The sequence below is a fragment of the Treponema parvum genome (assembly GCF_017893965.1).
Taxonomy (GTDB): Bacteria; Spirochaetota; Spirochaetia; order Treponematales; family Treponemataceae; genus Treponema_D; species Treponema_D parvum.
Window position 1 is genome coordinate 368,820 of sequence record NZ_CP054142.1, and the last position, 22,091, is coordinate 390,910.

Annotated in this window: 23 protein-coding genes and 1 pseudogene; 15 read left to right on the forward strand and 9 right to left on the reverse strand. The window is 41.0% G+C overall.

Features of this window, described 5'->3' with window-relative positions; translation table 11 throughout:
- Positions 1 to 30: 30 nt before the first annotated feature.
- The 10 genes from HRQ91_RS01755 to HRQ91_RS01800 all read left to right on the forward strand — a co-directional run bounded on the left by HRQ91_RS01755 (position 31) and on the right by HRQ91_RS01800 (position 9,538).
- Positions 31 to 1,512: a S41 family peptidase gene (locus tag HRQ91_RS01755; protein WP_210119980.1), complete on the forward strand. Its 1,482-nt coding sequence runs from the start codon at positions 31 to 33 to the stop codon at positions 1,510 to 1,512.
- Complete coding sequence (locus HRQ91_RS01760) at positions 1,509 to 2,351, forward strand: RsmE family RNA methyltransferase (protein ID WP_210119981.1); 843 nt, start codon at positions 1,509 to 1,511, stop codon at positions 2,349 to 2,351. The genes HRQ91_RS01755 and HRQ91_RS01760 overlap by 4 nt, the downstream gene beginning before the upstream one ends.
- A complete protein-coding gene (locus tag HRQ91_RS01765) occupies positions 2,351 to 3,091 on the forward strand; it encodes a WecB/TagA/CpsF family glycosyltransferase (RefSeq protein WP_210119982.1) in 741 nt (246 codons plus the stop codon). Before HRQ91_RS01760 ends, HRQ91_RS01765 begins: the two co-directional genes overlap by 1 nt.
- A 23-nt stretch (positions 3,092 to 3,114) precedes the next feature.
- Positions 3,115 to 4,281 (forward strand): sigma 54-interacting transcriptional regulator, encoded by a 1,167-nt coding sequence (locus HRQ91_RS01770; protein ID WP_210119983.1) that lies wholly within the window; start codon positions 3,115 to 3,117, stop codon positions 4,279 to 4,281.
- A gap of 302 nt (positions 4,282 to 4,583) precedes the next feature.
- Positions 4,584 to 4,766 (forward strand): type II toxin-antitoxin system HicA family toxin, encoded by a 183-nt coding sequence (locus tag HRQ91_RS01775; protein ID WP_210120701.1) that lies wholly within the window; start codon positions 4,584 to 4,586, stop codon positions 4,764 to 4,766.
- A 20-nt stretch (positions 4,767 to 4,786) separates the two neighbouring features.
- Positions 4,787 to 5,191, forward strand: a complete 405-nt coding sequence (locus HRQ91_RS01780) for a type II toxin-antitoxin system HicB family antitoxin (protein ID WP_210119984.1) — start codon at positions 4,787 to 4,789, stop codon at positions 5,189 to 5,191.
- A 60-nt stretch (positions 5,192 to 5,251) separates the two neighbouring features.
- On the forward strand, positions 5,252 to 6,397 hold the full coding sequence (locus HRQ91_RS01785; protein ID WP_210119985.1) for an RHS repeat domain-containing protein: 1,146 nt from the start codon (positions 5,252 to 5,254) through the stop codon (positions 6,395 to 6,397).
- A 28-nt stretch (positions 6,398 to 6,425) separates the two neighbouring features.
- The gene (locus HRQ91_RS01790) at positions 6,426 to 7,511 is read left to right on the forward strand and encodes an RHS repeat-associated core domain-containing protein (RefSeq protein ID WP_246473253.1); all 1,086 of its coding nucleotides are present in this window, start codon (positions 6,426 to 6,428) and stop codon (positions 7,509 to 7,511) included.
- Positions 7,512 to 7,514: 3 nt separating this feature from the next.
- Positions 7,515 to 8,249, forward strand: coding sequence for a hypothetical protein (locus HRQ91_RS01795; RefSeq protein ID WP_210119987.1), 735 nt, complete (start codon positions 7,515 to 7,517; stop codon positions 8,247 to 8,249).
- 95 nt (positions 8,250 to 8,344) lie between these two features.
- Entirely contained in the window at positions 8,345 to 9,538 is a 1,194-nt protein-coding gene (locus HRQ91_RS01800; RefSeq protein ID WP_210119988.1) for an IS256 family transposase, read from the forward strand.
- Positions 9,539 to 9,617: 79 nt separating this feature from the next.
- Here HRQ91_RS01800 and HRQ91_RS01805 read toward each other — a convergent pair whose 3' ends face one another.
- The 4 genes and pseudogenes from HRQ91_RS01805 to HRQ91_RS11835 all read right to left on the reverse strand — a co-directional run.
- Positions 9,618 to 10,223: a hypothetical protein gene (locus HRQ91_RS01805; protein WP_210119989.1), complete on the reverse strand. Its 606-nt coding sequence runs from the start codon at positions 10,221 to 10,223 to the stop codon at positions 9,618 to 9,620.
- 11 nt (positions 10,224 to 10,234) lie between these two features.
- Positions 10,235 to 10,483 (reverse strand): hypothetical protein, encoded by a 249-nt coding sequence (locus HRQ91_RS01810; RefSeq protein WP_210119990.1) that lies wholly within the window; start codon positions 10,481 to 10,483, stop codon positions 10,235 to 10,237.
- Complete coding sequence (locus tag HRQ91_RS01815; RefSeq protein ID WP_210119991.1) at positions 10,477 to 11,211, reverse strand: hypothetical protein; 735 nt, start codon at positions 11,209 to 11,211, stop codon at positions 10,477 to 10,479. Before HRQ91_RS01815 ends, HRQ91_RS01810 begins: the two co-directional genes overlap by 7 nt.
- A gap of 87 nt (positions 11,212 to 11,298) precedes the next feature.
- Positions 11,299 to 11,439 (reverse strand): annotated as a pseudogene (locus HRQ91_RS11835) (hypothetical protein); the annotation flags it as partial.
- Positions 11,440 to 11,538: 99 nt separating this feature from the next.
- Here HRQ91_RS11835 and HRQ91_RS01825 point away from each other — a divergent pair.
- From HRQ91_RS01825 to murA, 5 genes are all read left to right on the forward strand, one after another.
- A complete protein-coding gene (locus tag HRQ91_RS01825) occupies positions 11,539 to 11,790 on the forward strand; it encodes a ribbon-helix-helix domain-containing protein (protein ID WP_210119992.1) in 252 nt (83 codons plus the stop codon).
- The gene (locus HRQ91_RS01830) at positions 11,768 to 12,364 is read left to right on the forward strand and encodes a type II toxin-antitoxin system VapC family toxin (protein ID WP_210119993.1); all 597 of its coding nucleotides are present in this window, start codon (positions 11,768 to 11,770) and stop codon (positions 12,362 to 12,364) included. The genes HRQ91_RS01825 and HRQ91_RS01830 overlap by 23 nt, the downstream gene beginning before the upstream one ends.
- Positions 12,365 to 12,739: 375 nt before the next feature.
- Entirely contained in the window at positions 12,740 to 13,687 is a 948-nt protein-coding gene (gene era / locus HRQ91_RS01835) for a GTPase Era (RefSeq protein WP_210119994.1), read from the forward strand.
- A 150-nt stretch (positions 13,688 to 13,837) separates the two neighbouring features.
- On the forward strand, positions 13,838 to 15,100 hold the full coding sequence (gene pepT, locus HRQ91_RS01840; protein ID WP_210119995.1) for a peptidase T: 1,263 nt from the start codon (positions 13,838 to 13,840) through the stop codon (positions 15,098 to 15,100).
- Positions 15,100 to 16,383: a UDP-N-acetylglucosamine 1-carboxyvinyltransferase gene (gene murA / locus HRQ91_RS01845; RefSeq protein WP_210119996.1), complete on the forward strand. Its 1,284-nt coding sequence runs from the start codon at positions 15,100 to 15,102 to the stop codon at positions 16,381 to 16,383. The genes pepT and murA overlap by 1 nt, the downstream gene beginning before the upstream one ends.
- Here the strand turns inward: murA and HRQ91_RS01850 are convergent.
- From HRQ91_RS01850 to HRQ91_RS01870, 5 genes are all read right to left on the reverse strand, one after another.
- On the reverse strand, positions 16,361 to 17,188 hold the full coding sequence (locus HRQ91_RS01850; protein ID WP_210119997.1) for a J domain-containing protein: 828 nt from the start codon (positions 17,186 to 17,188) through the stop codon (positions 16,361 to 16,363). The two genes, murA and HRQ91_RS01850, sit on opposite strands and share 23 nt — an antisense overlap.
- A gap of 4 nt (positions 17,189 to 17,192) precedes the next feature.
- Complete coding sequence (locus HRQ91_RS01855) at positions 17,193 to 18,968, reverse strand: energy-coupling factor transporter transmembrane component T family protein (RefSeq protein WP_210119998.1); 1,776 nt, start codon at positions 18,966 to 18,968, stop codon at positions 17,193 to 17,195.
- Positions 18,965 to 19,975, reverse strand: a complete 1,011-nt coding sequence (locus tag HRQ91_RS01860) for a hypothetical protein (RefSeq protein WP_210119999.1) — start codon at positions 19,973 to 19,975, stop codon at positions 18,965 to 18,967. The genes HRQ91_RS01855 and HRQ91_RS01860 overlap by 4 nt, the downstream gene beginning before the upstream one ends.
- A 383-nt stretch (positions 19,976 to 20,358) precedes the next feature.
- Positions 20,359 to 20,907, reverse strand: coding sequence for an STAS domain-containing protein (locus HRQ91_RS01865; RefSeq protein WP_210120000.1), 549 nt, complete (start codon positions 20,905 to 20,907; stop codon positions 20,359 to 20,361).
- Between the two features lie 366 nt (positions 20,908 to 21,273).
- The gene (locus tag HRQ91_RS01870; protein WP_210120001.1) at positions 21,274 to 22,053 is read right to left on the reverse strand and encodes an SDR family NAD(P)-dependent oxidoreductase; all 780 of its coding nucleotides are present in this window, start codon (positions 22,051 to 22,053) and stop codon (positions 21,274 to 21,276) included.
- Positions 22,054 to 22,091: the final 38 nt, after the last annotated feature.

A 22,091-nucleotide genomic window follows, 5' to 3' on the forward strand; every position in this document is an offset into this window, starting at 1 on the left:
AAATCCTTTACGTAACATAAAATAACTTATATGGACAATAAAATTTTAAGACGCTTCGTAGGCGCCGTTTACTTCGCTTTACTGCTTTTGATATCTTCTCAGTGCTTTACTCAATCTGCGGCTGTATCGGCTTCTGAAGCTTCGGGTCAGACGAATGAGTATTTAAGGCGTATAAAAAACGCTTTGAAATTTGTCGATCAAAACTATGTGGATGAAATAGATCCGAAAATATTATACGAAGGCGCCATAAAAGGAATGATGAATGCGCTTGAAGACCCGTATTCGATTTATCTTGACAGCAATTCCGTGCGGGAGCTTGCCGATACCACTGTAGGAAAATTCGGAGGAGTCGGACTTTCCATAACAAAGATCGTCTCAAATTCTCCTGAAAAACCGGCGTATGTCGAAGTTGTGTCGCCGATAGAAAACACGCCCGGCTCCAAAGCGGGAATTCATGCAGGAGACCTTATCACCGCAATAGACGGACTTTCTACAGTCGATATGACAATGAATGAGGTTCTGCTTCACCTGCGCGGCAAGGTAGGAGATCCTGTAGAAGTTTCATTTTTGCGCGGCAAAAACATGAATTTTACGAAGACTCTGGTACGAGAGCTTATAGAAGTTCCTACCGTAAAATATGCTATGATAAATTCCTTGGGTTATCTTAAGCTCATCGAATTCACGCCCGAAACCGCAAAGCGGGCTGAAGAAGGTTTGAATGAATTTAAAAAGAACGACTTTAAAGGCCTGATAATAGATCTGCGAAACAATCCGGGAGGACTTATCACAAGCGCCGTCGATGTAGCGGATAAATTTATAGATAACGGAGTAATAGTTTCTACTAAAAGTCGCGTTCCTTATGATACTTACGAATATACGGCGAGCCGCATAAAGACTACAATGCCCAAAGACATTCCTATCGTGGTTCTTATTAACAAGGGGTCCGCCAGCGCTTCCGAAATCCTCGCCGGCGCGCTCAAAGACTATCATTTGGCCTATCTTGTGGGACAAAATACTTACGGTAAGGGATCCGTCCAACAGGTGATACAATTGGGTTATGTTGACGGCTGCAAGGTAACGGTTGCTCGCTATTATACGCCGAGCGACACGAATATCGACAAGATCGGCATTCCTCCCGACCGCGAAGTATTGCACCCTGAGCTCACGGAAGAAGAAGAGAAAAATTTTTCCGAAATGATGAAAGATAATACAGTCGCCAAGTATGTCGAATCTCATCCCGATATGTCCGAAAACGACATAGCTTCTTATGCGAATGTTTTGTATAAAAAATATCCGTTTGACATACGTACCATGCGGCGAATTATACGTATGGAAGTTTACCGCACAAAGGGAATGCCCGCATACGATCTTGATTATGACATTCAGCTTAACGAAGCTATCGGTATTTTGGAAAAAGAAAATTTCCGGGAGTTGATGCGGTCTTCAAAAACTCTAAAAGAATTGCAGGAGGCTGCTTCCGAAAAAGGAATAGCCCAAAGCGCAAAGGAATGAGACAGTTTATAGCTTCCGTTTCTGTCGATCCGCACGGAATTTTACGCATAGAAGGAAAGGATTACCGCTATTTTAAACAAGTTCTACGTGTAAAAAAAGGAGATCTCGTATCCGTGCGGCTTACGAATGGAGATCTTCAAGACATGAAAGTGTGCGGCATATATGAAAATAAAAGATTCCTTGAATTGAAGGCGTGCGACGAGGGAAAAAACATTACGCGCGGAACTCAGGCGTCCTTAATCGAAGATTTTCAGGCGGAGTATTGGCTTTTTCAGTTTATTGCACGGCCGCAAAAAATGGATATAATTATAAGACAGGCTACGGAATGCGGCGTAGCGCGTATAGTACCCGTAATAGGCGAATATACGCAAAAAGCCGGAACGTTTTTTAACGCATCGCGCAGAGAAAGGATATTGCGTATAATAAAAGATGCCCGCCAGCAAAGCGGTTCCCCTGTGAACACCGTCTTTGAAAATCCGTGCGGTTTGGACGAGGCTGTAGGTCTGTGGCAACAAAGATCCGCCGAAGTAAAAAACAGCGCGGCCTTTGCGCTTACGGAACAAACTTATGACACGCTTGGAATGGACTATGCCGTATTGGGTTTTTATGACAGCACGGGAAGATCGCCCCTGCCGCGCGGCGAGAATTGCGAGGATCGGCGGATAAGACTTGCGGGGCTTGCAGTAGGCTGTGAAGGCGGAATAAGCCCCTCCGAAATGTCTTTTTTGAAAGAAAACGGTTTTATACCGGTTCATTTTCGAACAAATATTTTAAGATGCGAGACGGCCGCCTTGTACGGAATTGCAGTCTTGCAAAATTTAGTGACAGGAAAAAACTGATGTCTTTACAGCGTATAGAAATTTTGGGAGTGCCGGTAGACGTTTGCCGTCCGGAAGAAATGGAAGGGAACATTCTTGAACTTTTAGCAAAACCCGGTACTAAACAGATAGTGTTTTTGTCGGTTTGGAATTTATTAAAGGCGCGCGGTCAAAACGATTATGCAGAATGCGTTCGAAATGCGGATCTCGTTATTCCCGTTTCAAAAAGCATACTGCGCGCTGCGGAATTTCTTAAAAAGCCCGTTCCTGTAAGATATAATCCTTTTACGGCGCTCATAGAAATTCTTTCCATACTTGAAATTCACTATAAGACATTGTTTTTGCTCGGCGGGTACAAAAAACAACTTGACGATGCGGAAAACAATGTGCGTTCAACGTTCCCCAAACTTCACATAGTGGGCCGCTGTGCAGGGAAATATACCGAAACCTTTGAAAAAGACGTAGTCCAGGCCGTATTTAAAGCTTCTCCGTCGCTTGCTCTTTTGTGCAGCGGCATAAAAGAAAAAGACGTATGGGCTTACCGCCGCAGGAATCAGTTTTCTTCAAGCATATTCTTGTATTACAAAGACGCGATAGGAATATTTTCAAAAAGGCTAAAGCGCATAAGTGACGACGCATTTGATAAAGGTTTTGAGATATTTCATGAAATTTTACATAATCCGTTAAAATTATTTCTTGTTTTTCCCTTTTTATGGTTTACAATACTGCTTGTCTGGTATCGATTGAAGCCGAAAAAGTAAGGAGGATTGAAAGGGGGAAAAATATGCTTTCCGCTGTTTTATCCAGTGAAATACATGTTTATACTGCGCGGCCTGAGATTGCAAATTTTTTCAGGAGGCGCCTTTACGCAGGTACGGAAGTGCATTTTTATTCGGATCCTAAATTTATAAATGCACCTTTGTTTTCCGACATTTCCGGCTCGCGCGGCAGACGGCGGAATGCCTTATTTATAGATCCCCAAATAGCGGATAAGGCGGTTTTAAATAAAATACAAACTTCGTTTTATCAAGAAGACCGAGTGAAAAAAAATACGCATTTTATAATGCCTCAGGATGAAGTTTTGTCTTTTTTACAGTCTACGGAAAATCCCGACGCTTCGGTTATTCCGCTTCCCTGCGACGAGGATATTCTTTTGCGATCCGGTAAAAATCCGCCGGAATATGATCCTGCCGAATCCGTAGAACTTTCCGATTTTGAGAATTTCATACTCTCGGAAATTATAGGCGGATCTCCTGCCGCAAAAAAATTGAAATTCCAGCTGGCATTGGCGGCGCGCTCGGATTTGCCGGTCATCTTTTTAGGGGAACCGGGAACGGGTAAAAGTTTTGCTGCTTCGTTTATTCATAGATTATCCAAACGCAGAAAATCTCTTTTTTGCGTGCTCGATATGGGAACGCTGTCTGAAAATTTAGCCGATACCGAATTGTTCGGGTCGAGGCACGGAGCTTTTACGGGCGCCGTAGATTCTTCGGGGCTTTTGCTTTTGTCCGACGGAGGAACACTTTTTTTGGATGAGATAGCCAACACGCCTCTTTCAGTGCAGGCTAAGCTTTTAAGATTTTTGGAAACAGGCGCTTTTCGTCCCGTTGGAGCGGTAAAAGAAAATACGGTAAATTCACGGCTGATTTTTGCGACGAACGCGGATCTTCAGTCGCTCATAGAACAAAAATTATTTCGGGAAGATCTTTACGACAGAATAAACGTTTTTCCGATACGCTTAAGGCCGCTTCGCGAACGTGTCGAAGACATAGCTCCCCTTGCTGAAAATTTTTTAAGCAAAAATTCCTGCCGTATTTCCGATGCGGCGCTTTCACTTTTAGAGTCTTACGATTGGCCCGGTAATGTCCGCCAGCTCATGCACTGCCTTTCCCGAGCGATGGTTTTTTGCCGAGACAAGCTTATCGATGCGGACGATATTTTATTCGATTGATCTTAATGCACATTTATCGGCGGTTCAGGGAATGGTAGAATGCGATGTTTTAACTCGCGATAATACAGCGAGTTAAAGCTCGTCGGCATCTCGAAAAAACACACAAAGACAAGCAAAGTCGGATGGAACATAAGCGGAGCTGTAAGCTATGATGAGAAGAGGATAACCGTTGCTGAAAGGCGAATGCACTTTGTAGAAGGGGAAAAATATAGAATCTATAAACATTAGCGGAAAAACAGATCAACACGACGCGACGGCTTGCTAACAATGCGCATAGTGTGTATACTATAAATAGAGATGAGATGACGGTAAAAGAGATAGAAAAAATACTCAAGGCTGACGGGTGGTATTTTGTTACAGCAAAGGGCTCTCACAATCAATATAAACATAGTGTAAAATCCGGAAAAGTTACGGTACCGAATCATAAAGGGGATATACCCATCGGAACGGTAAAAGCAATCCTAAAGCAGGCGGGATTGAAATAAGCATAACGGAGGAAAAGAACATGAAATTAGCATATCCGGCGATTATAACATACTGTGAAGAAGATACCAGTTATAGTGTGGAATTTCCCGATTTGAAAGGATGTGTTTCTGGAGGGTTTTCTCTTATCGAGGCGATAGAGATGGGCATAGATGCGGCTTCAGGATGGATACTGACGGAGATGGAGGAGGGAGAAAGCATACCGAAAGCAAGCGATCCGGCAAAAATAAAATTAACAGATGATAAGAGTTTTATAACTATACTTATATTGGATATGGATTCATATAGTGAAAAGTATTCAAGTAAATCCATAAGAAAAAATATAACGCTTCCGAAATGGGTAAATACGCTTGCAGAGAAAAATCATGTGAATTTTTCACAATTATTGCAGAACACGATAGTAGAAAAATATATAGGGGTTGTGTAACCTTAGCTAAGGAAAAGATACGGCTATCACTTTGTTGGAGAAACTGAAGGCGGTTTTGCTTTGCCTAGAACGCTGATGGCGCTTACAGTTATGCCGGTATGCGTTTCGGAAATGCTTTCGTTGCTTGCATCGGTTATGAAACTTGCCGCATATGAGTACGGAAAGCTCGGAGAAGTTATAAAAGAAAAGCGAACGCTTAAAAGACACATACCGTCACATGAGAGTGAAAAGACATCCGTAATGGAATATGTAAGCGACTACCTCGGCCGAATGCAGAGCATTACATATCCTGACAGGGAAAAAGTTACTTACGGCTATGACGAAGGAGGACAGGTCAGAAGTATAAAAGGCATACACGACTCTCAAGAGTACACTTACATAGAGAACATAGGATATGACGAATACAGCCAGAGAGTGTATATAAAATACGGAAACGGAGTTGAGACAAACTACACGTATGATGACGATATGAGATGGCTAAAGCACATAAACACCGAAAACAAATTCGGGATGCAATATCAAAACATAGACTACACCTTTGACGATGTAGGTAATGTATTAGGCTATGATAATAACTGTATGAACGGAGCGCGCTACAGCACAAAGCAGACATATACCTATGATTCTCTTTATCAGCTTATTTTTGCAGAAGGTACTACGGAAGACAACCCCTACGGTATTATAGGATCGCCTGATTATCTAAGCTCTTACAGTCAAAACTTCTCCTTTGATGAAATCGGGAACATGATAAATAAGAAGAGTACTGAAATAATCACTCCTGCAATGCAGAAGAAGAGTGGAGACGATTTAAACTATGAGTTTACATATGAGTATGATACGGACTATGCACACCGCTTAAAGAGAGTAGGAAGTGAGAAGAAAGGCTTTAGATATTATACATATGATAAAAACGGGAATGTTACATCCGAAAGCGACGGAACATCTCCTAATGAAGACACGACGACTCTTACACCCGTAACCGTAACCTCACACACGAATGAAGAGGGAAATCCCGTCTATGAAGCCGACTATGCATGGGCATGGCCTTGGGGCAATAACAATACGGGAAAAAAGCCTGTCTCAACTAACAAACGTACCTATGAATGGAACAGCAGAAACCTTTTAAGCCGAAGCGTAAACTCTGTCTATGACACGCGCTATGCATATAGTGCGGACGGAAACAGAGCTGCCAAATGGACTCTCTAACTCAAGTGAGACATTATACTTTAACACTATGTGGACATGGCACACTGATACGGGACTTCCTGAAGGGCAGTATTCAAAGCACATCTACCTAGGTGAGACAAGGATCGTAACCAAGCAGACAAGTAAGCTTGATATAAGCTATGGGCAAAGCGATGAGTATCACCACAGGTATTACTATCACCCTGACCATCTAGGCTCGGCACAGCTTGTAACAGACTATGAGGGAAACGAGTACCAACGTATTGAATACACGCCGTATGGAGAGCTCTGGGTAGAGAAGAAGTCAAAGACGGAAGAAGGCTTACGTTTCCTGCCATACAAATTTACTGCGAAAGAGCAAGATGAAGAAACCGGACTCTACTACTATGGAGCGAGATACCTCGATGCGAAGTACAGTAGGTGGTTGTCGACCGATCCGGCGGTCGGGGAGTACATTCCGCAGACTCCTGTAAGTGATGAGGCGAAGAAATACAACCAAAGCCTGCCGGGACAGGGTGGTATCTTCAATATTGTAAACTTACAACTATATCACTATGCGGGCAATAATCCTGTGAAGTATACCGATCCGGATGGGAAAAAATTAACTTTGACTGTTGATAAGTCAGAACAAAGTATGAATACAAAATTTGAAATAGGAGGAGCAACTTTAATAAATTTTAATTCAAAAGTAACAACACATGTTGTTCCTGATGGGGATACAACACAGGATCCTGCTGCTAATGTAAATACTAATCAACGGGACGCCTCAGATGGTAGTTTTTGGACCCAATATCCTAATGGGACTTGGAAAATTACAGAAGTAAAACAGTCCGATAAGACAAAAAAAGATTCTCAGGGGAAAACGGAAGCTGATAAATACGGTTCACAACAATTAAGAACATCTGCATCTCAATTGTTACCAGTATATGATTCGGATGGTAATCCTGTTTTAAACGAAGATGGTTCACAAAAAACAACACGTTCGAGCGGATATAATGTCCACGCTACAGGCTATAGTAACACCGCAGGTTGTGTTGGTGTTTTCAGTAAGTTTAAAATGTGGTTAAACGTAAAATTATTTCAATTAAACGAAAAAATTGAAAAAAACACCTCAATTATTACAGTTCAGGACTAACATATGAAAAAACTAATAAGTATTTTATTTTTGATATTTTCAAGCTTTTGTATCTTCGGAGAAAACATAAATTTATGTTTTAATGCGGAAATCAATAAATATTACTCAAAATTCAATCGAAAAAATAAACTGTCCGAAAAAAATATAATACTCAATTTTAATGAAAGTGGATTATTAACAGGTTTAACTAATGGGTTTGATAAACTTTCCGGTTATTATGGGAATAATTTAATTATCAAACAGAGTGATGATAAAATTCAAGTTTACTACGATGACAGGTTATTGCTGATTTTTCAAAATGACAATGAAAACCTCATAGTAACTAAACTCTTCAATAAAAAAACTGAAACGTCAAAAATTATTTTCTCAGAGAATGAAATTTATTGGGATAATAGAAAAATAGAAGTAATGACAAATAAAATTTTAGGAAAAAAGAATGATGCTATATTTTTACACTATAGCAATGCAATTTTAGAAGCCTTTTTTAAAGAAACTAAATCTAGAATGTATAAGTACGAACGGAAAGAAGATAGTGTAATTATATGTTGTTTTAAAATAGGACCTGAGAACAACTGGGATTTAATGTTTGAGAATAATAATGTTCGTTGTCTTGGTGCTTTTAATTTTAAAAACAAAAAAAACAATTTTATTTCTTATTATATTTTACGAACATATAATGAGACTTTATCGGACATATATTTAGGCTTGATTGGTTTCACTTTTGAGGAACTGAAATGACGATACTGTACAATAAAGTTCGCAATTTGGGGTAGAAAAAAGCCATTGAAAATTCCAGAATGTTGGTTAGCACACTAACAAAAAAGGAACAAACAATGGCCAAGAAGAACGATACTGCATTTTTTGAAAAAAAACTACTGGATTTTGTAACGTCAACAGATCCTATGTTGGAAATGCTCCAGTGGGTAATGGACAAGTTCATGGAGATTGAAGTTGCGCATAAGACCGGAGCCGAAAAAGAGATTCACGCGCAAAGCCGCACCGGTTACAGATGCGGCTACAGAATCCGCCGCTTTGATACACGGCTCGGGACAGTTTATCTTTCGGTTCCCAAAATACGACAGGGCGGCTATATCCCGTTCTTTGTGACGGAGAAGAAACGCAGCGAACAGGCGCTCATTCAGGTCGTGCAGGAATGCTGGCTGAACGGAGTATCAACGCGCAAGATTGAGCATATAGCGAAGAAACTCGGAATTGAAAGCCTGAGCGCCTCTGAGGTCAGCCGGATAAACAGTTCTCTTGACCAGATGGTCGATGAGTTCCGTAAGCGCAGGCTGGAAGCAGAGTATCCGGTAATCTGGGTAGACGCTCTTTATGAAAAGATTCGTGACAACCACAGAATTACCAACAAGGCCGTGATGGTAATTAAGGCGGTAAATCTTGAAGGGCAGCAGGAAATTCTTGCTGTGGAGCCTATGGAAAATGAATCTGAAGAGACATATTCAGCTCTTTTCAGAAAGCTCCGGGAACGCGGACTTGAGAAAGTCTGGCTGTGCGTTTCCGATGCACACAAGGGGCTTCAGGCGGCGATACGCAAAACCATGCCTGAAACTACATGGCAGAGGTGTAAGGTTCATTTCATGCGGAATATACTTGCATATGTTCGGCAGAAAGACAAGGAAAAAGTTGGTGCAAGGCTGAAGCTTATCCGGAAAGTTCCTGATGAAAAATCGGCAAGAGCACTGAAGGATGATTTCTGCGAGGAATATGAAAAATCATTTCCCAAGGCAGTAGAATGTCTTGAAGAAGGATTTGAAGATTCCGTTCAATTTTACGCTTTTGAGGAACTGGACAGTCGTAAGATTTCAAGCACTAGCACGCTTGAACGGCTTAACCGTGAAATCCGGCGAAGGTCATCTGTTGTCGGCATTTTTCCGTCAACGAATGCTTATATAAGGCTGATAACAAGCTATCTGCTTGAGTATTCAGAGGACTGGCAGACTGAGCGTTGCTACATAAATGCCACTTCAATAAAAGTTCAAAAGGAAATTCTGTTTAACGCAGCATGATGGATTTATGACTTTTTTCAAAAACAAAATTGCGAACTAAAATTGACACAATCAAGAATGAACATATAATTCTTGAGTATTATCTTTCATCTAAATTGAAATCAATATGTTCCCTGCCTGATTGTAATTGTTTATCCTCTGGTCTCATAAAATGTATTGTTAATTTGCATAAGAGTAGGTAGAATCCCACAAGATTAAGAGAATGTTTTATACACATTTGATTATTTTTTCTGCCATCAATAAAATATTGTTTTGGCATAGATTGAATATATGAAAAATCAGCAAATATTTCTTCTTCAGATACATCAGGAAAATACATTTTTCCAAAGAACTTATTATTTTTTAATTCTGTTATTTGCGATTTTGAAAAGCACCCCTCATCAAAAGAATAAAATGGTGCAATTAAAATATAATCATCATTCTCTATATCACAAGAATTTGAAATTATTAAAACGGTTCGTTTAGCCATATTAATAGAACCGTCAATTCCTATTATTGGAACATTAACATTTTCAATAATATCACCCTGGCATATGCCATCGAGAAGTTTGTTATTATAACATTCAAATGTTTTTCCATGCTCATAGAACTGTTTTAAACTATGTTTTGTTTGTTCTTGTACATATGGATTTATTGAAGGAAATAGCGATGTTACAAAATCTATAAACGAGGCATCAAATATCAAATTACAACCTCTTAGAACAATTTCATACCTGTAGGCTTATATATTTTACTAATTGCCTGTGTATATTTTCTCTGTTCTTCAGATGTGAAAGAACGCATATCGGGAAATAAAGAAGATGCAGTAGAATAAGCTGTCTGAGCTTTCTGGTATGAGATAATTGGGGGCATAGAATTGCAATTGCTATGTATATCAAAATTTGAAAAAGAAATTTGAGTATCACAAACAGAATTATTTAATCCAATAATAACCATGCCTAACATTGAATTTCTCCTTTGCTAACTAAATTATCCAAACCTGATTTTAATACATCATCAGCAATTATTAATATTTTTTCAAAAGATTCTTTTGTTGAAAAATAATCTCTCGATCTATTTGCAATTTTTCTGTCATTCATATCAAGAGTTATACCTATTTTATTATTCATTTCAGGCAAAATCTGAATACTTTCCAAATTAGTAATTTGATTCTGCTGATATCTTTGATTCTGAAGTTGTAAATTAATAAAATATTTGTTCTCAAAATCAAAACTCTGTTTTATTAATACATCATGCAAATTTAAATTAGAGATGAATTTTTTCTTTAAAAATAGGTTTTCAATTTTAGCTACACTTGAATTATCAACGGTTAGCAAAGAATTAACTGTCAGTCCACAATATTTTGGATTTATGTTTAATTCTTTAAAAAAATTGAATACTAAATTTACTTTTTTCTCTAAATATGGTTTGCAACGTCCAATCCAATCTTCTGAAAAATTATTATCAAATTTTGTAGATAATTGTATCATATTCGAAGTAATAATAACTGTTGAAAATCCATGATGACTAAATAAGACGAAACGAGGAATCTCTACAGGTGCATCTTCTGGTGTATTAAGAGTAGATATTTCAGGAAATTCACTAGAAAATGCATCAGAAACTAATGTATTTTTAGATGTAATATCTGAGAATCTCTCAAATATGAATGTTGCTGTGCTATATAATACACTCATTCGCTAAAATATATCCCTTTTCATATAAAAAGTCTATTAGTAAAATAGTTACGTTCTATCTTAGAATTTTTAAATTACACATGTTTTTTATGTACAATCTTTAACATTTATATTTATAGTATCGAGAAATAAATATAATTCGTCAACTTTTTTGACAATACGTTTTTGTTCATCTATAGGTGGTAGTGGAAATAGAAGATTGCCAATCGTATCTGACTTTAATTCTTTTTGATTTGTAGAACCTTACAACTACGGCGCTAAATCAATCAAATGATTGTCAGTGACAAATATTCTACGATGTATTACATTTGTAATACAGGAGTGTATATGACTACAGTAAGATTACCGATAGAATATGAGCAAAAATTAGATGTATTGTCTGCCTTGAGGAAAAAAAATAAAAGCGAATTGATTAAAGATGCCCTTGATATTTTTTTTCATAAAGCAGAATTGGAAATGAATTCTTATGAATTAGGAAAAGACTATTTTGGTCAGTACGGCAGCGGACGAACCGATTTATCAACTACGTATAAGCAAGAATTAAAGGAAAAACTCCATGCTAAATACTGTACTCATTGATACCGGACCGCTCATAGCCTTATTTGATCGAGATGATAAATATCATAAATCAATTTTAGAATTTATCAAAAAGACAAGTTATAGGTTTATATCGACGACTGCGGTGTTAACAGAAGCGATGTATATGCTTGATTTTAATGTAGCAGTTCAGATTAGTTTTTTAGAGTGGATAATGAAAGAAGGTGTTATTATTCATGAAATCAAACAAAGCAATATAAAAAGAATAATAGACCTAACAAGAAAATATGATGATAAACCTATGGACTTTGCCGACGCAACATTAGTAATCGCTGCTGAGGAAAGAGAAATACGACAGATAATTAGCATAGATTCTGATTTTGATATATACAGGCTCTATAATAAAGCTAAAATAGAAAATATATTTACATATAGGTGCCAACACCCGCTTCAACCTGACATTTGCTTTTGCACGAAAGTTGCTCATACGGTCTCAACTGCGCTGTTTTGTCAACACAAAATTTTACAGGATTGCGATAAAACATATAAGCGGCAACACTGTAAAAGAAATGACGGAACATTCCTACAATGCTTATTCTTGCCACCGTTTTGGTGACTTTATGTGAATAAATCTTATGATTAAGGCACACACTTATCGGCGTTGAATCCATATAATGAATATCAGAAACCTTGCTTCTGTTCATTTCCATAAGGAAGTCCGTGAAAGCCGGGATAAAAACGGTTGATTTATTGGTCGCCTTCATAAAGACTGAGTTTTCGTTTTGGCCCACGTTTTCAATTGAACTGTGAAAGAAGAAATTCATATACCGGATTGCCCCTCAGGCTCTTGAAAAGCGGCACGTTATGTACATTCCTCTCTAAACTCGAAATTCGGGGTAATAATAATTTAGGTTGCGTGAAAATTGATTCCCGTGGCACACACACATCCCTCCACCTGACAAATCTGCGCCTTTTCTGTATACTTTTTATCATGAAAAAAAATCTCGATACCGTATCTCAGGAACCTTGCCCTTTACAGCCGAACGAGGAGCATAAAACCGCCGTCGTAGCGATTATAGGGCGGCCGAGCTCGGGCAAATCCACGTTTTTAAATACGGCATGCGGCGCGGCCGTTTCCATAGTTTCGCCCGTACCGCAAACAACGCGAAACGCTATCCGCGGCATAGTGAACACGTCTCTTGGACAGCTTGTGTTTATCGACACGCCCGGCTACCACGAATCCGAAAAAAAACTCAACTTAAAACTTAAAAACACGACGGAAGAGCAGCTTAAAGAAGCCGAATGTATCCTTTACATAATAGACGCTACGCGCCCGTGCGGGAGCGAAGAGCATCTTACGTCGGAGCTTGTAAGGCCGCATGCACAAAAAACCGTCGTCGCAGTAAATAAGACCGACGATCCAAAGGCGCGGCCGGCCGTCATACGAGCGTTTTTATCCGAAAATCTTCCTCAAATTCCCGCTTCAAAAATATTTGAAATTTCGGCAAAAAAAGACACGGGAATCGACGACGTGTTAAAATCGCTTTATTCCCTTGCGCCGAATGCGCCGGCCCTTTATCCGAAAGAATTTTATACCGACCAGGAAGTGGGATTCCGCATTTCGGAAGTGATCCGCGGAGAGGCTATAAACCGCCTTGAAGAAGAAATTCCTCATTCCATCTACGTAAACATTGCCGACATGGAAATGCGGAAAGAAGGAAGGGAACTTTGGGTGAGGGCGTTTTTATGTGTGGAACGCGAAAGCCAAAAAGGAATTGTCATCGGCAAAGGTGCTTCCATGATAAAAACGATCCGCATAGAATCCATAAAAGCTCTGCGAAAAATTTTCGATTACCGCATCGATTTGGACCTTCAGGTAAAGGTGGATAAAAACTGGCGGCAAAAAGACATGGTGCTGACAAAACTGCTTGATAAATAGATTTAATATCGGTTTTTACATTTGTTTTGTTCGGGGCGGCCGCACACGGGCGAGCAACATTACTTGCCGCGTAAAACCCGGCGTCCGACTAATGCCGTCCGCCTCGCTCCGTTGCTTTTTATACGACAATATCTTATTCTGTCAATAGTTATGAAACTTTTAAGAGAAGCCGACAAAAAAAAGCTGCTTGAGCGGTTTATCAAATATGTAAAAATACATACGACAAGCGACGTAAAAGCCGCCGACAGCGGCGTTCAGCCTTCAACCGAAAGGCAGTGGGATTTGGCAAAGCTGCTAGCCGAAGAAATGAAAGAGATCGGCTTGCAGGACGTACAAATAACTGATCGCTGCTACGTATACGGCTTTTTGCCGGCGTCCGACGGATCGGAGCTTTCGCCGGCGTTTTGCCTTATGGCGCACATGGACACGGCCGGAGATGTTTCCGGTGAAAATGTAAAACCCAACATAATAACCGGCTACAACGGAAGCCCCGTCAAATTAAAATGCAATGTCACGCTTGATCCGGCAAACGACAAGGCCTTGGCGCTTGCCGCAAAAGAAAAAGACACTGTAATTACTACGGACGGAACAACTCTGCTCGGCGCCGACGACAAGGCCGGTATAGCGGAAATCATGACGGCGCTTTCTTTTCTTGCAAAAAATAAAGAGATAGAACACGGAAAGATAGAGGTTTTATTTTCTCCCGACGAAGAGACCGGTCACGGCATGGACAACGTTCCTCTTAAACTGCTTTCTTCAAAACGCGCTTACACGGTGGACGGAGGGCATATAGGCGAAATAGAAGACGAGTGCTTTACGGCCTACAAAAGCGACGTCACTTTTACCGGCCACGCAGTCCACACCGGCACTGCGCGCGAAGGCGGGCTTGTAAACGCCGTTACGATGGCGGCAAATTTCGTCGCATCACTGCCGCGTCACGAAGCGCCCGAAACGACGGATTCTTTTCAAGGATTTTATGCTCCGCTTGAAATAACGTCTTCCGTAGAGCGTTCCTATGTTTTGCTGTTGCTGCGCGATTTTACCGACGAAGGAATGGAACGCCGTAAAAACTTCATAACCGATTTGGCAAATATTACGGCGGCCTCATTCGGAGGAAAAGCCGAAGTCGTCCATACCAAGCAGTACCTGAACATGAAGAAAAAACTCGACGAACACCCTGAAGTTATGGCCGATCTTTACAAGGCGTATGAAAAAGCGGGCATAACCCCCGTAAAAAAGCCTATACGAGGCGGAACGGACGGCTCAAGGCTCACCGAAATGGGAATCCCCACGCCGAATATCTTTACCGGCGGACATAACTATCATTCAAGAAACGAATGGGCGTCTCTTTCGCAGATGACGGCGGCTGCGGAAGTTCTCATTCATCTTGCTTTGATCATCGGAGAAAATTGATGTACGAATATCATATTGAAGGCGGGTTTCCCGTCCAAGGATCCATAAGAGCGAGCGGAAATAAGAACGCGGCCTTGCCGTGCATTGCCGCGTCGTTGTTGACCGAAGATACCGTTGTCCTTCGAAACATTCCGAAGATCGAAGACACAACCGTTATGCTTGAAATTCTTAAAGCCTTAGGCGCCGACGTGGAATGCCTTGCCGAAAACACTTGGAAAATATGCGCAAAAAAAATTGAATCAAACTCAATACCTCATGAGCTTTCAAAGAAGATACGCGCCTCAATACTCTTTGCGGGACCGCTTCTTGCGCGAACCGGTAAAGCAGTATTGCCTCCTCCCGGAGGAGACGTCATAGGAAGAAGGCGTTTGGACACCCATTTTTTGGCTCTGACCGAATTGGGCGCCAACGTGAACGTCGAAGGCGCGTTTGAATTTTCCGCAAATAAATTGGCCGGGGCGGATATATTTTTGGACGAAACCTCCGTAACCGCTACCGAAAACGCCGTTATGGCGGCCGTTCTCGCCGAAGGCATTACGAAGATCACAAACGCTGCAAGCGAACCGCACGTACAGGATCTGTGCGCAATGCTCAATCTCATGGGCGCGAAAATAAGCGGAACCGGCAGCAATATACTTACGATATCGGGAGTAAAAGAACTTCACGGCTGTGATTTTAAAATAGGACCTGATTTTATGGAAATAGGTTCGTTTATAGGAATGGCCGCCGCAACAAGAGGTACCATAAAGATTACGGACGTAAATCCCCCGGACTTGCGCCCCATACGCATTGCCTTCGGCAAACTCGGAATACGTTGGAATTTGCAAGGAACAACCCTTGAAGTGCCTCTCAATCAGGAAATGAAAATAAATACCGATCTCGGAGGAATGATACCTAAGATCGACGACGCGCCGTGGCCGGGATTCCCTCCCGATCTTACAAGCATTATGACGGTCGTTGCGACGCAGGTGGAAGGCACAGTCCTTATTTTTGAAAAGATGTTCGAGTCGCGCATGTTTTTTGTGGACAAACTTATAAGCATGGGTGCGAGGATCACCTTATGCGATCCGCACCGCGCCGTCGTATCAGGGCCGTCAACGTTGCACAAAGATCATTTGGTTTCTCCGGACGTACGCGCAGGAATGGCAATGGTAATCGCCGCGATGATTGCGCGCGGTGAAAGCGTCATAAGCAATGTTTATCAAATTGAGCGCGGATATGAAAACCTTGTCGAGCGTCTTCAAAAACTGGGAGCTCACATCAAAAAGATTGATGTAAAATAGTTTCATATGCCGCTTGAATTCGCATAAACGAAGAAATTCCGTCGCCGGAATTTGTTTTATGATATTCGGCGGCGCTTTTGTCTGCAATATCCGCCCCTGCGGCATCCGGATGAAATTTTGCCGCAAGTCTGCGGTGCGCCGTCCGAACTTTTTTTATGTCCGCACCGGGATTAAGACCGAGCACGCGGTAGGCTGCGGCGATTTCATCGCTCACGTACGTGTAATTTAAAAGTTCCGCAAGATAATGCGAAGGTTTTTCTCCGCGAAGTTTTTCATCCCACAAAAATTCCGCCGCGCTTAAAAGTCTGAAAACGTCATGCACGATGACGGAAATGCTCACATCGTCCTGTCCGTGCGCACAAACAAAATCGATTTTTTCTTTTTTATTTTCCGAAGACTTTTTTATGGAAGCGGCAAGACATTCAACGAGAAGATCTCCGTTTAATTCTTTGGCAGTATAAGCTGCGCGGCAAAAGATATACCAGTCTTCCTTTTTGCCGAAAACGGATTTCAACTGATAAACGGAATTTTCCATATCGTGCAGACAAAAAACGGTCAAAGCGGCGACGTAAAACGCTCCGGGAAAAGATTCATTTAAAATACTCACAAAGCGGCCTTCATCCAAGATCTTTCGCAGCCGTCTTTCTTCCAAAAATCCGATCAAAATTCTATCGAAGATCGCCCCTGTCAGGAAGCCGCATAAAACGCCCCATAAACCGGCAAGGCAGCCTATCGCCGTACAGATAAAAAAAACTGCGTGCCGATAAAAAAAATTCCTTACGGACTTTTTTAAATAATTTTTCATTGGATCATTTTTTCCTGGCTAAAAACATGACCGAAAGGAATATAAAGGCAATAAGGTCTACGACGCTTGAAAAGGCCGGCGTCCATTTAAGATCTACCGCATATGCCGCCGTAAAGTTTATGAGTCTCACTATGTAGAACGCCGCCCGTAAAAAAACATGCACGAATAAAATAAAAAACGGTATCGTAAAAATCCATTTGAATTTAAACGGAACGTCTTCTTCGATACGGTAATTCCATGACATGAGCGCAAAAAGTAAAAAAAGCAGAAGCAGCGAAAAAGGATACAAAAGTCTTTCCTGCAAAACGGCAGCGTAGGCTTCGCTTGAATAACCGTACTTGGATGCTACAAAAACAAATTTAAAAAGCGAAAACAGATCCATGTTTTCAGCGCCGCCCGGCGCGTAAGAGAGAATTTCAAAATCTTCGTAGGGCATGTCAAGAATTAAATAATTATTTTCTTTCTGCACGGCATTCGCCTTTGCATACCTGTATTCAGGTCTTTCTATTCCCGCATAATAAAGCCTGTTTATCGAATCCAATAAAATATACGGAACAAATTTTTCATCACTTCCTAACTCAGAAAACAGAGAAGAAGAAACGGAAAACATCTTTGCATACGGAACGGACAGACTTTTAACGAAACAGCCGTCTTTATCAAAATACGTAACTGTCAGGTCGCGGAGAAAACGCACTAAGTTGCCCTGCCGTCCGATATTCGTAATCCCTCGAATAAAATAAACTTCGGACGATCCGTTCTTATTTTTTATTGTAAAATACAGATCCGAAACGGTTTCATACTTTTGAAGATCCTTATATTCATCGTTAAAAAAATACCGGTTTTTAAGGTTCTTTTCAGATAACGCAAAGTAACGCTTTATGTCAGGATCAGCTCTGCGATTTTGTAAATTCAGTTCATTAAAAATATAATACGAATCAAGGTAGTCGCCTCTGATAAAGGCGTTATATCCTTCCATTTTGCGCTCGAAAAGTTTTTGAGTTTCCGTATCGCCGGAAGCGGACACTTCCGACAACTTTTTCCACGCCGCGACGGAAAGCCGTTCCGCCTCTTCAAGTTTTAACTCTCCAGGAGCCGCCAAGTTTACAGCCGCCCTTGCGCAATAATGAGCGTAAAGCCAGTCTTCGTTTTTAAAAGCTCCTTTTGCTTTGTCAAGCATTTCGTTAAAATCAGCGGGAGCTTCATCTTTGCTAGGTTCAGGCAAAGGCGGTTCAATCTTAGGATCCTCCTTTTTATATTCGGAGGCGATTTTAAGTTCCCTAAGAGAGTCTTCAATTCTTTCATTGTGAGGATCGATTTCCGAAGCCTGAAGCATGTACATATAAGCGGCTTCTTTATTGCCCTGCTCCCTGCTTTGCTCGCTTAATTCCACATACAATCTGCGCAGTTCGGGCTGTCTTTCAATATATGAAAGATTCTTATTTACCGCAGGCAAAAAAACCTGCACACAGAGTGTCAGCACTAAAGAAAGTATTAAAGATACTATTATCACGCTGACGTAGCGGTCAAGCATTCCGGAAGAAAATCTTTTTTTGCTTCCCGAAGGGTCGCGGCCGAACACAAGTGAAAATTCAAACAAAAATGCCGTGCACATAACGGCCGGAAGTCCTTTCAAAAAGACAGCCAATGCACGCAAAATCCTAAAACGCACTATGCTGTGAGGAAAAATTGCAGGAATATTTCCGTATAAAAAACTCCAGATAAAGCAGCCGGCGCCGAACAGTATAAAAAAAGAAAAGATAAACGGTTTTTTCAGCTTCATTTCGGCCTTCTTTTACGAATGATCATAAAAAGCAAGGAAAAAACCAAAGATAAAAATCCCACGGTTGTGTTCAGTATTGCGATAAAAGGAAGGTTCGATGAGGGCAAAAGCTCTTCCACCTTTTCGCAAAAAGACATGAAAATTTCATTTTTACAGTAATATCCGGTATTGGCGAACAAAACGGCCATAGTCAAAGCTATTACAAAAAAGACGTTTATCAGTCTCCATTGGCTCATATGCCTTACGGCGCACACCGCAATCAAAGCAAAACACATTGAAAACATGATAATCCGATCAAATTCCACCCCCGAATTCGACGCAATCAAGGCCGGTAAAAAAAACAAGTATGTGATAGCCCTTACAGTAAAAGGGGGCTTAAGAACTTCTTCCGCAAGCACGTCGGAAAATTCAAAAGAAGACGGCTTTTCCACCTTAACTGAAGCCTTTTCAGGCGCAGATGCGGTTCCTGATAAATCGCCGTCTATGAGTTTCGGGTTTCGGCTTTCCGAGGCGCTTACATTCTCCAACTTGAATTTTACGCCCGACGCCGAACCGTCTGACCGCACTGCGGAATAATAATACAAGTATTGTCCGCTTTTTCTAAAAAAACCGCTCGTAACCGTGCGCACGGCGCCCACATCGCGCTCTGAGGCCGCATCATGATCGGCGACGGCGGTCGATGTTTTAAAATACAAAGGAGATTTTAGGCTTAACGGGAATAAAAAGAACAGTGCAAGGACTTCTATCAAATAAAACATAAGAACCGCTAAAAACCGCTTGGGATGGCGTATCAGATACAGCGATAAAAATAAAGGGGAAAACAGCAAAACCGAAGGAACGGCTTTTATGACGCCTTCCGCGCACATTGCAACAGCGACGGCTTCCGTAGGAAGTCCGGCCACGTATGATACGCATTGTATGTACAGTATGTATAAAACAGCTCCTGCAAAAGTTCCTACAATGCAAAATATCGGGAAAATCGCCAAAAGTCCAAGCGCCTGTTTCATTTTATCCAGAATATCATGAAAATACGGTAAAAACAACCTGAAACACTGCAAGTCCTAAAACACTGAAACTCCGCGGCCGACCGTGATTTTCAACAAAAATCAAAGCGGATTTCCACAATTTATCCACACGCCGAAAACACTGCAAAGAAAATAACAATAAGTTATTACAATATATAGAAATACGCTTTACAAGCGCAAGTCTTTATAATACAAGGAATAAGCGATACAAAAACGTAATAGAGTCAAAAAACTCTAAAATTTCCACCGATAAAAAAAGATAAATCCTTCCAATGCTTTAAGAAGAAGGACTTATCCACAGATTTTGCACTATGAAACAGGATTTTTGCGTCGCACCGGCGCAAAACACTAAAAAAGTGACGTTTTTACCCTAAGGAACATTGTCCTTGCGCGTCGACGGTTAAAATGGACTTACATTCGGAACAGCGGAAGCGTCCTGAACGGGTAGCCTTGAGACGCTTTGAACACACGGGACAGGAAAAAATAACGGGAAAAACCGTATTGACTTCGGGTCTGCCGGATTTAAAAAGCTCTATGGAATCCGCATATGTATTCTTTATGTTAAAAAACTGAGAAAAACCCAACAGCTGAAAAACTTCAAACACCTTTGGCTGAATTTCAAGAAGAACGATATCCCCGCCTTTGGATTTAACCAATTTTAAAAACGCAGTAAAAGAACCGATGCCTGTCGAAGACACATAGTTCAACGCGCTGCAATTAAAGACTAAATTTATATATCCCGCTTCCACGACTTTAGCGATGCGTTTTTGAAAAAAGCTGGAATTGTACGTGTCGATATAGCCGTTCAAATGCACGCTTAAACAATTCGGAACTTCGGCAATACGTTCCAGAGTAATCTTAATACTATCGTCTTTTTCGTCGTCAAAGCCAGGCACAAGATTATTATTTATCATGCTAACTTAATAAACCTCTTACAGTAAATATTCTATCATAATTATGAATAAAAACAAAACTTAGGCGCAGTAAATTGCAGTAAAGTTTTAACTTTTAAATATGGCATATAGGAACGCACATTCGTGCGTAAAGCTACTTATTCATAGTACACCAAAAAACACCAATATGTCAAATATTACTATTTATGTACGGTCGAAGCGGAACCTTGCCGGATCCAAATCTTCTTATGCCTAAAACAACATTATTCCCAATTCGTAACAAAAATCATGCGATAAATTGCTTTGGGGCGCCGAGAACGCTAGTCCACAAAACCGCAAAGTACCGAGGACAACCCGCCGAAAAACGCCGCTGATCCGCACAACAGACTATAGTTTTCCGTCCCAGCCGAAATCTATGTTTAAAAGGGCTCCGTTTATTTCAGGCGATTCAAGCAAAAACATTCCTCCCCTTGCTACAGAATCTGCGGAAATGAATTTTTTGCAGGGAAGTTTATTTGAAAGCAGACGTTTTTCAGCTTCTGAAACATATTCAGTATCTGTAAAGCCTGGAAGAACGGCGTTACAGGTTATGCCTTTTGACGCGTATTCATGCGCAACGGAACGGACAAGCGAGCCTACCCCAGTCTTTGCGCCGCCGTAAGCAGCGTTGGTCTTGTATCCGTTTATATTGTAAGTCCGAGTTCCTCCGAAAAAAAGAAAGCGCCCCCAGCCTTTTAAGATCATGCCGGGCAGAGCCGTACTCACGCAGTAACCTGGAAGGGCATAGTCAAGCAGCGCCGCGTCCATCCAATCTTCAAGAGTAGTTTCCGTAAGCGGCTTTTGAATAAATGGGCCGAAGCAAACGCACACTATGTCGGACTCTTTCAATATTGAATTCAGCGGCGACGAAGCCAAATCGCTGAAATTTTCAATTTTATACACCATTTTTTGTATGTTTATCGGGTTTTCACACCTCTGTATGTCCGCATTTTTTTTACTCAGAGAGACGGATTTAAGTTCCTTTATAAGCGAATCGAACGCTTTTGTGTCATGCGCTCCGTGAACAAAAAGATCCGCTCCTGAGCGCGCAAGTTTTTGTGATAACGCGCGGCCTATGCCGCCGGAACCGCCTATGACAAAAGCCTTTTTACCCGAAAACACACCCATGCGCTTAATTATAGCGTAAATAAAATAAAATATGTATA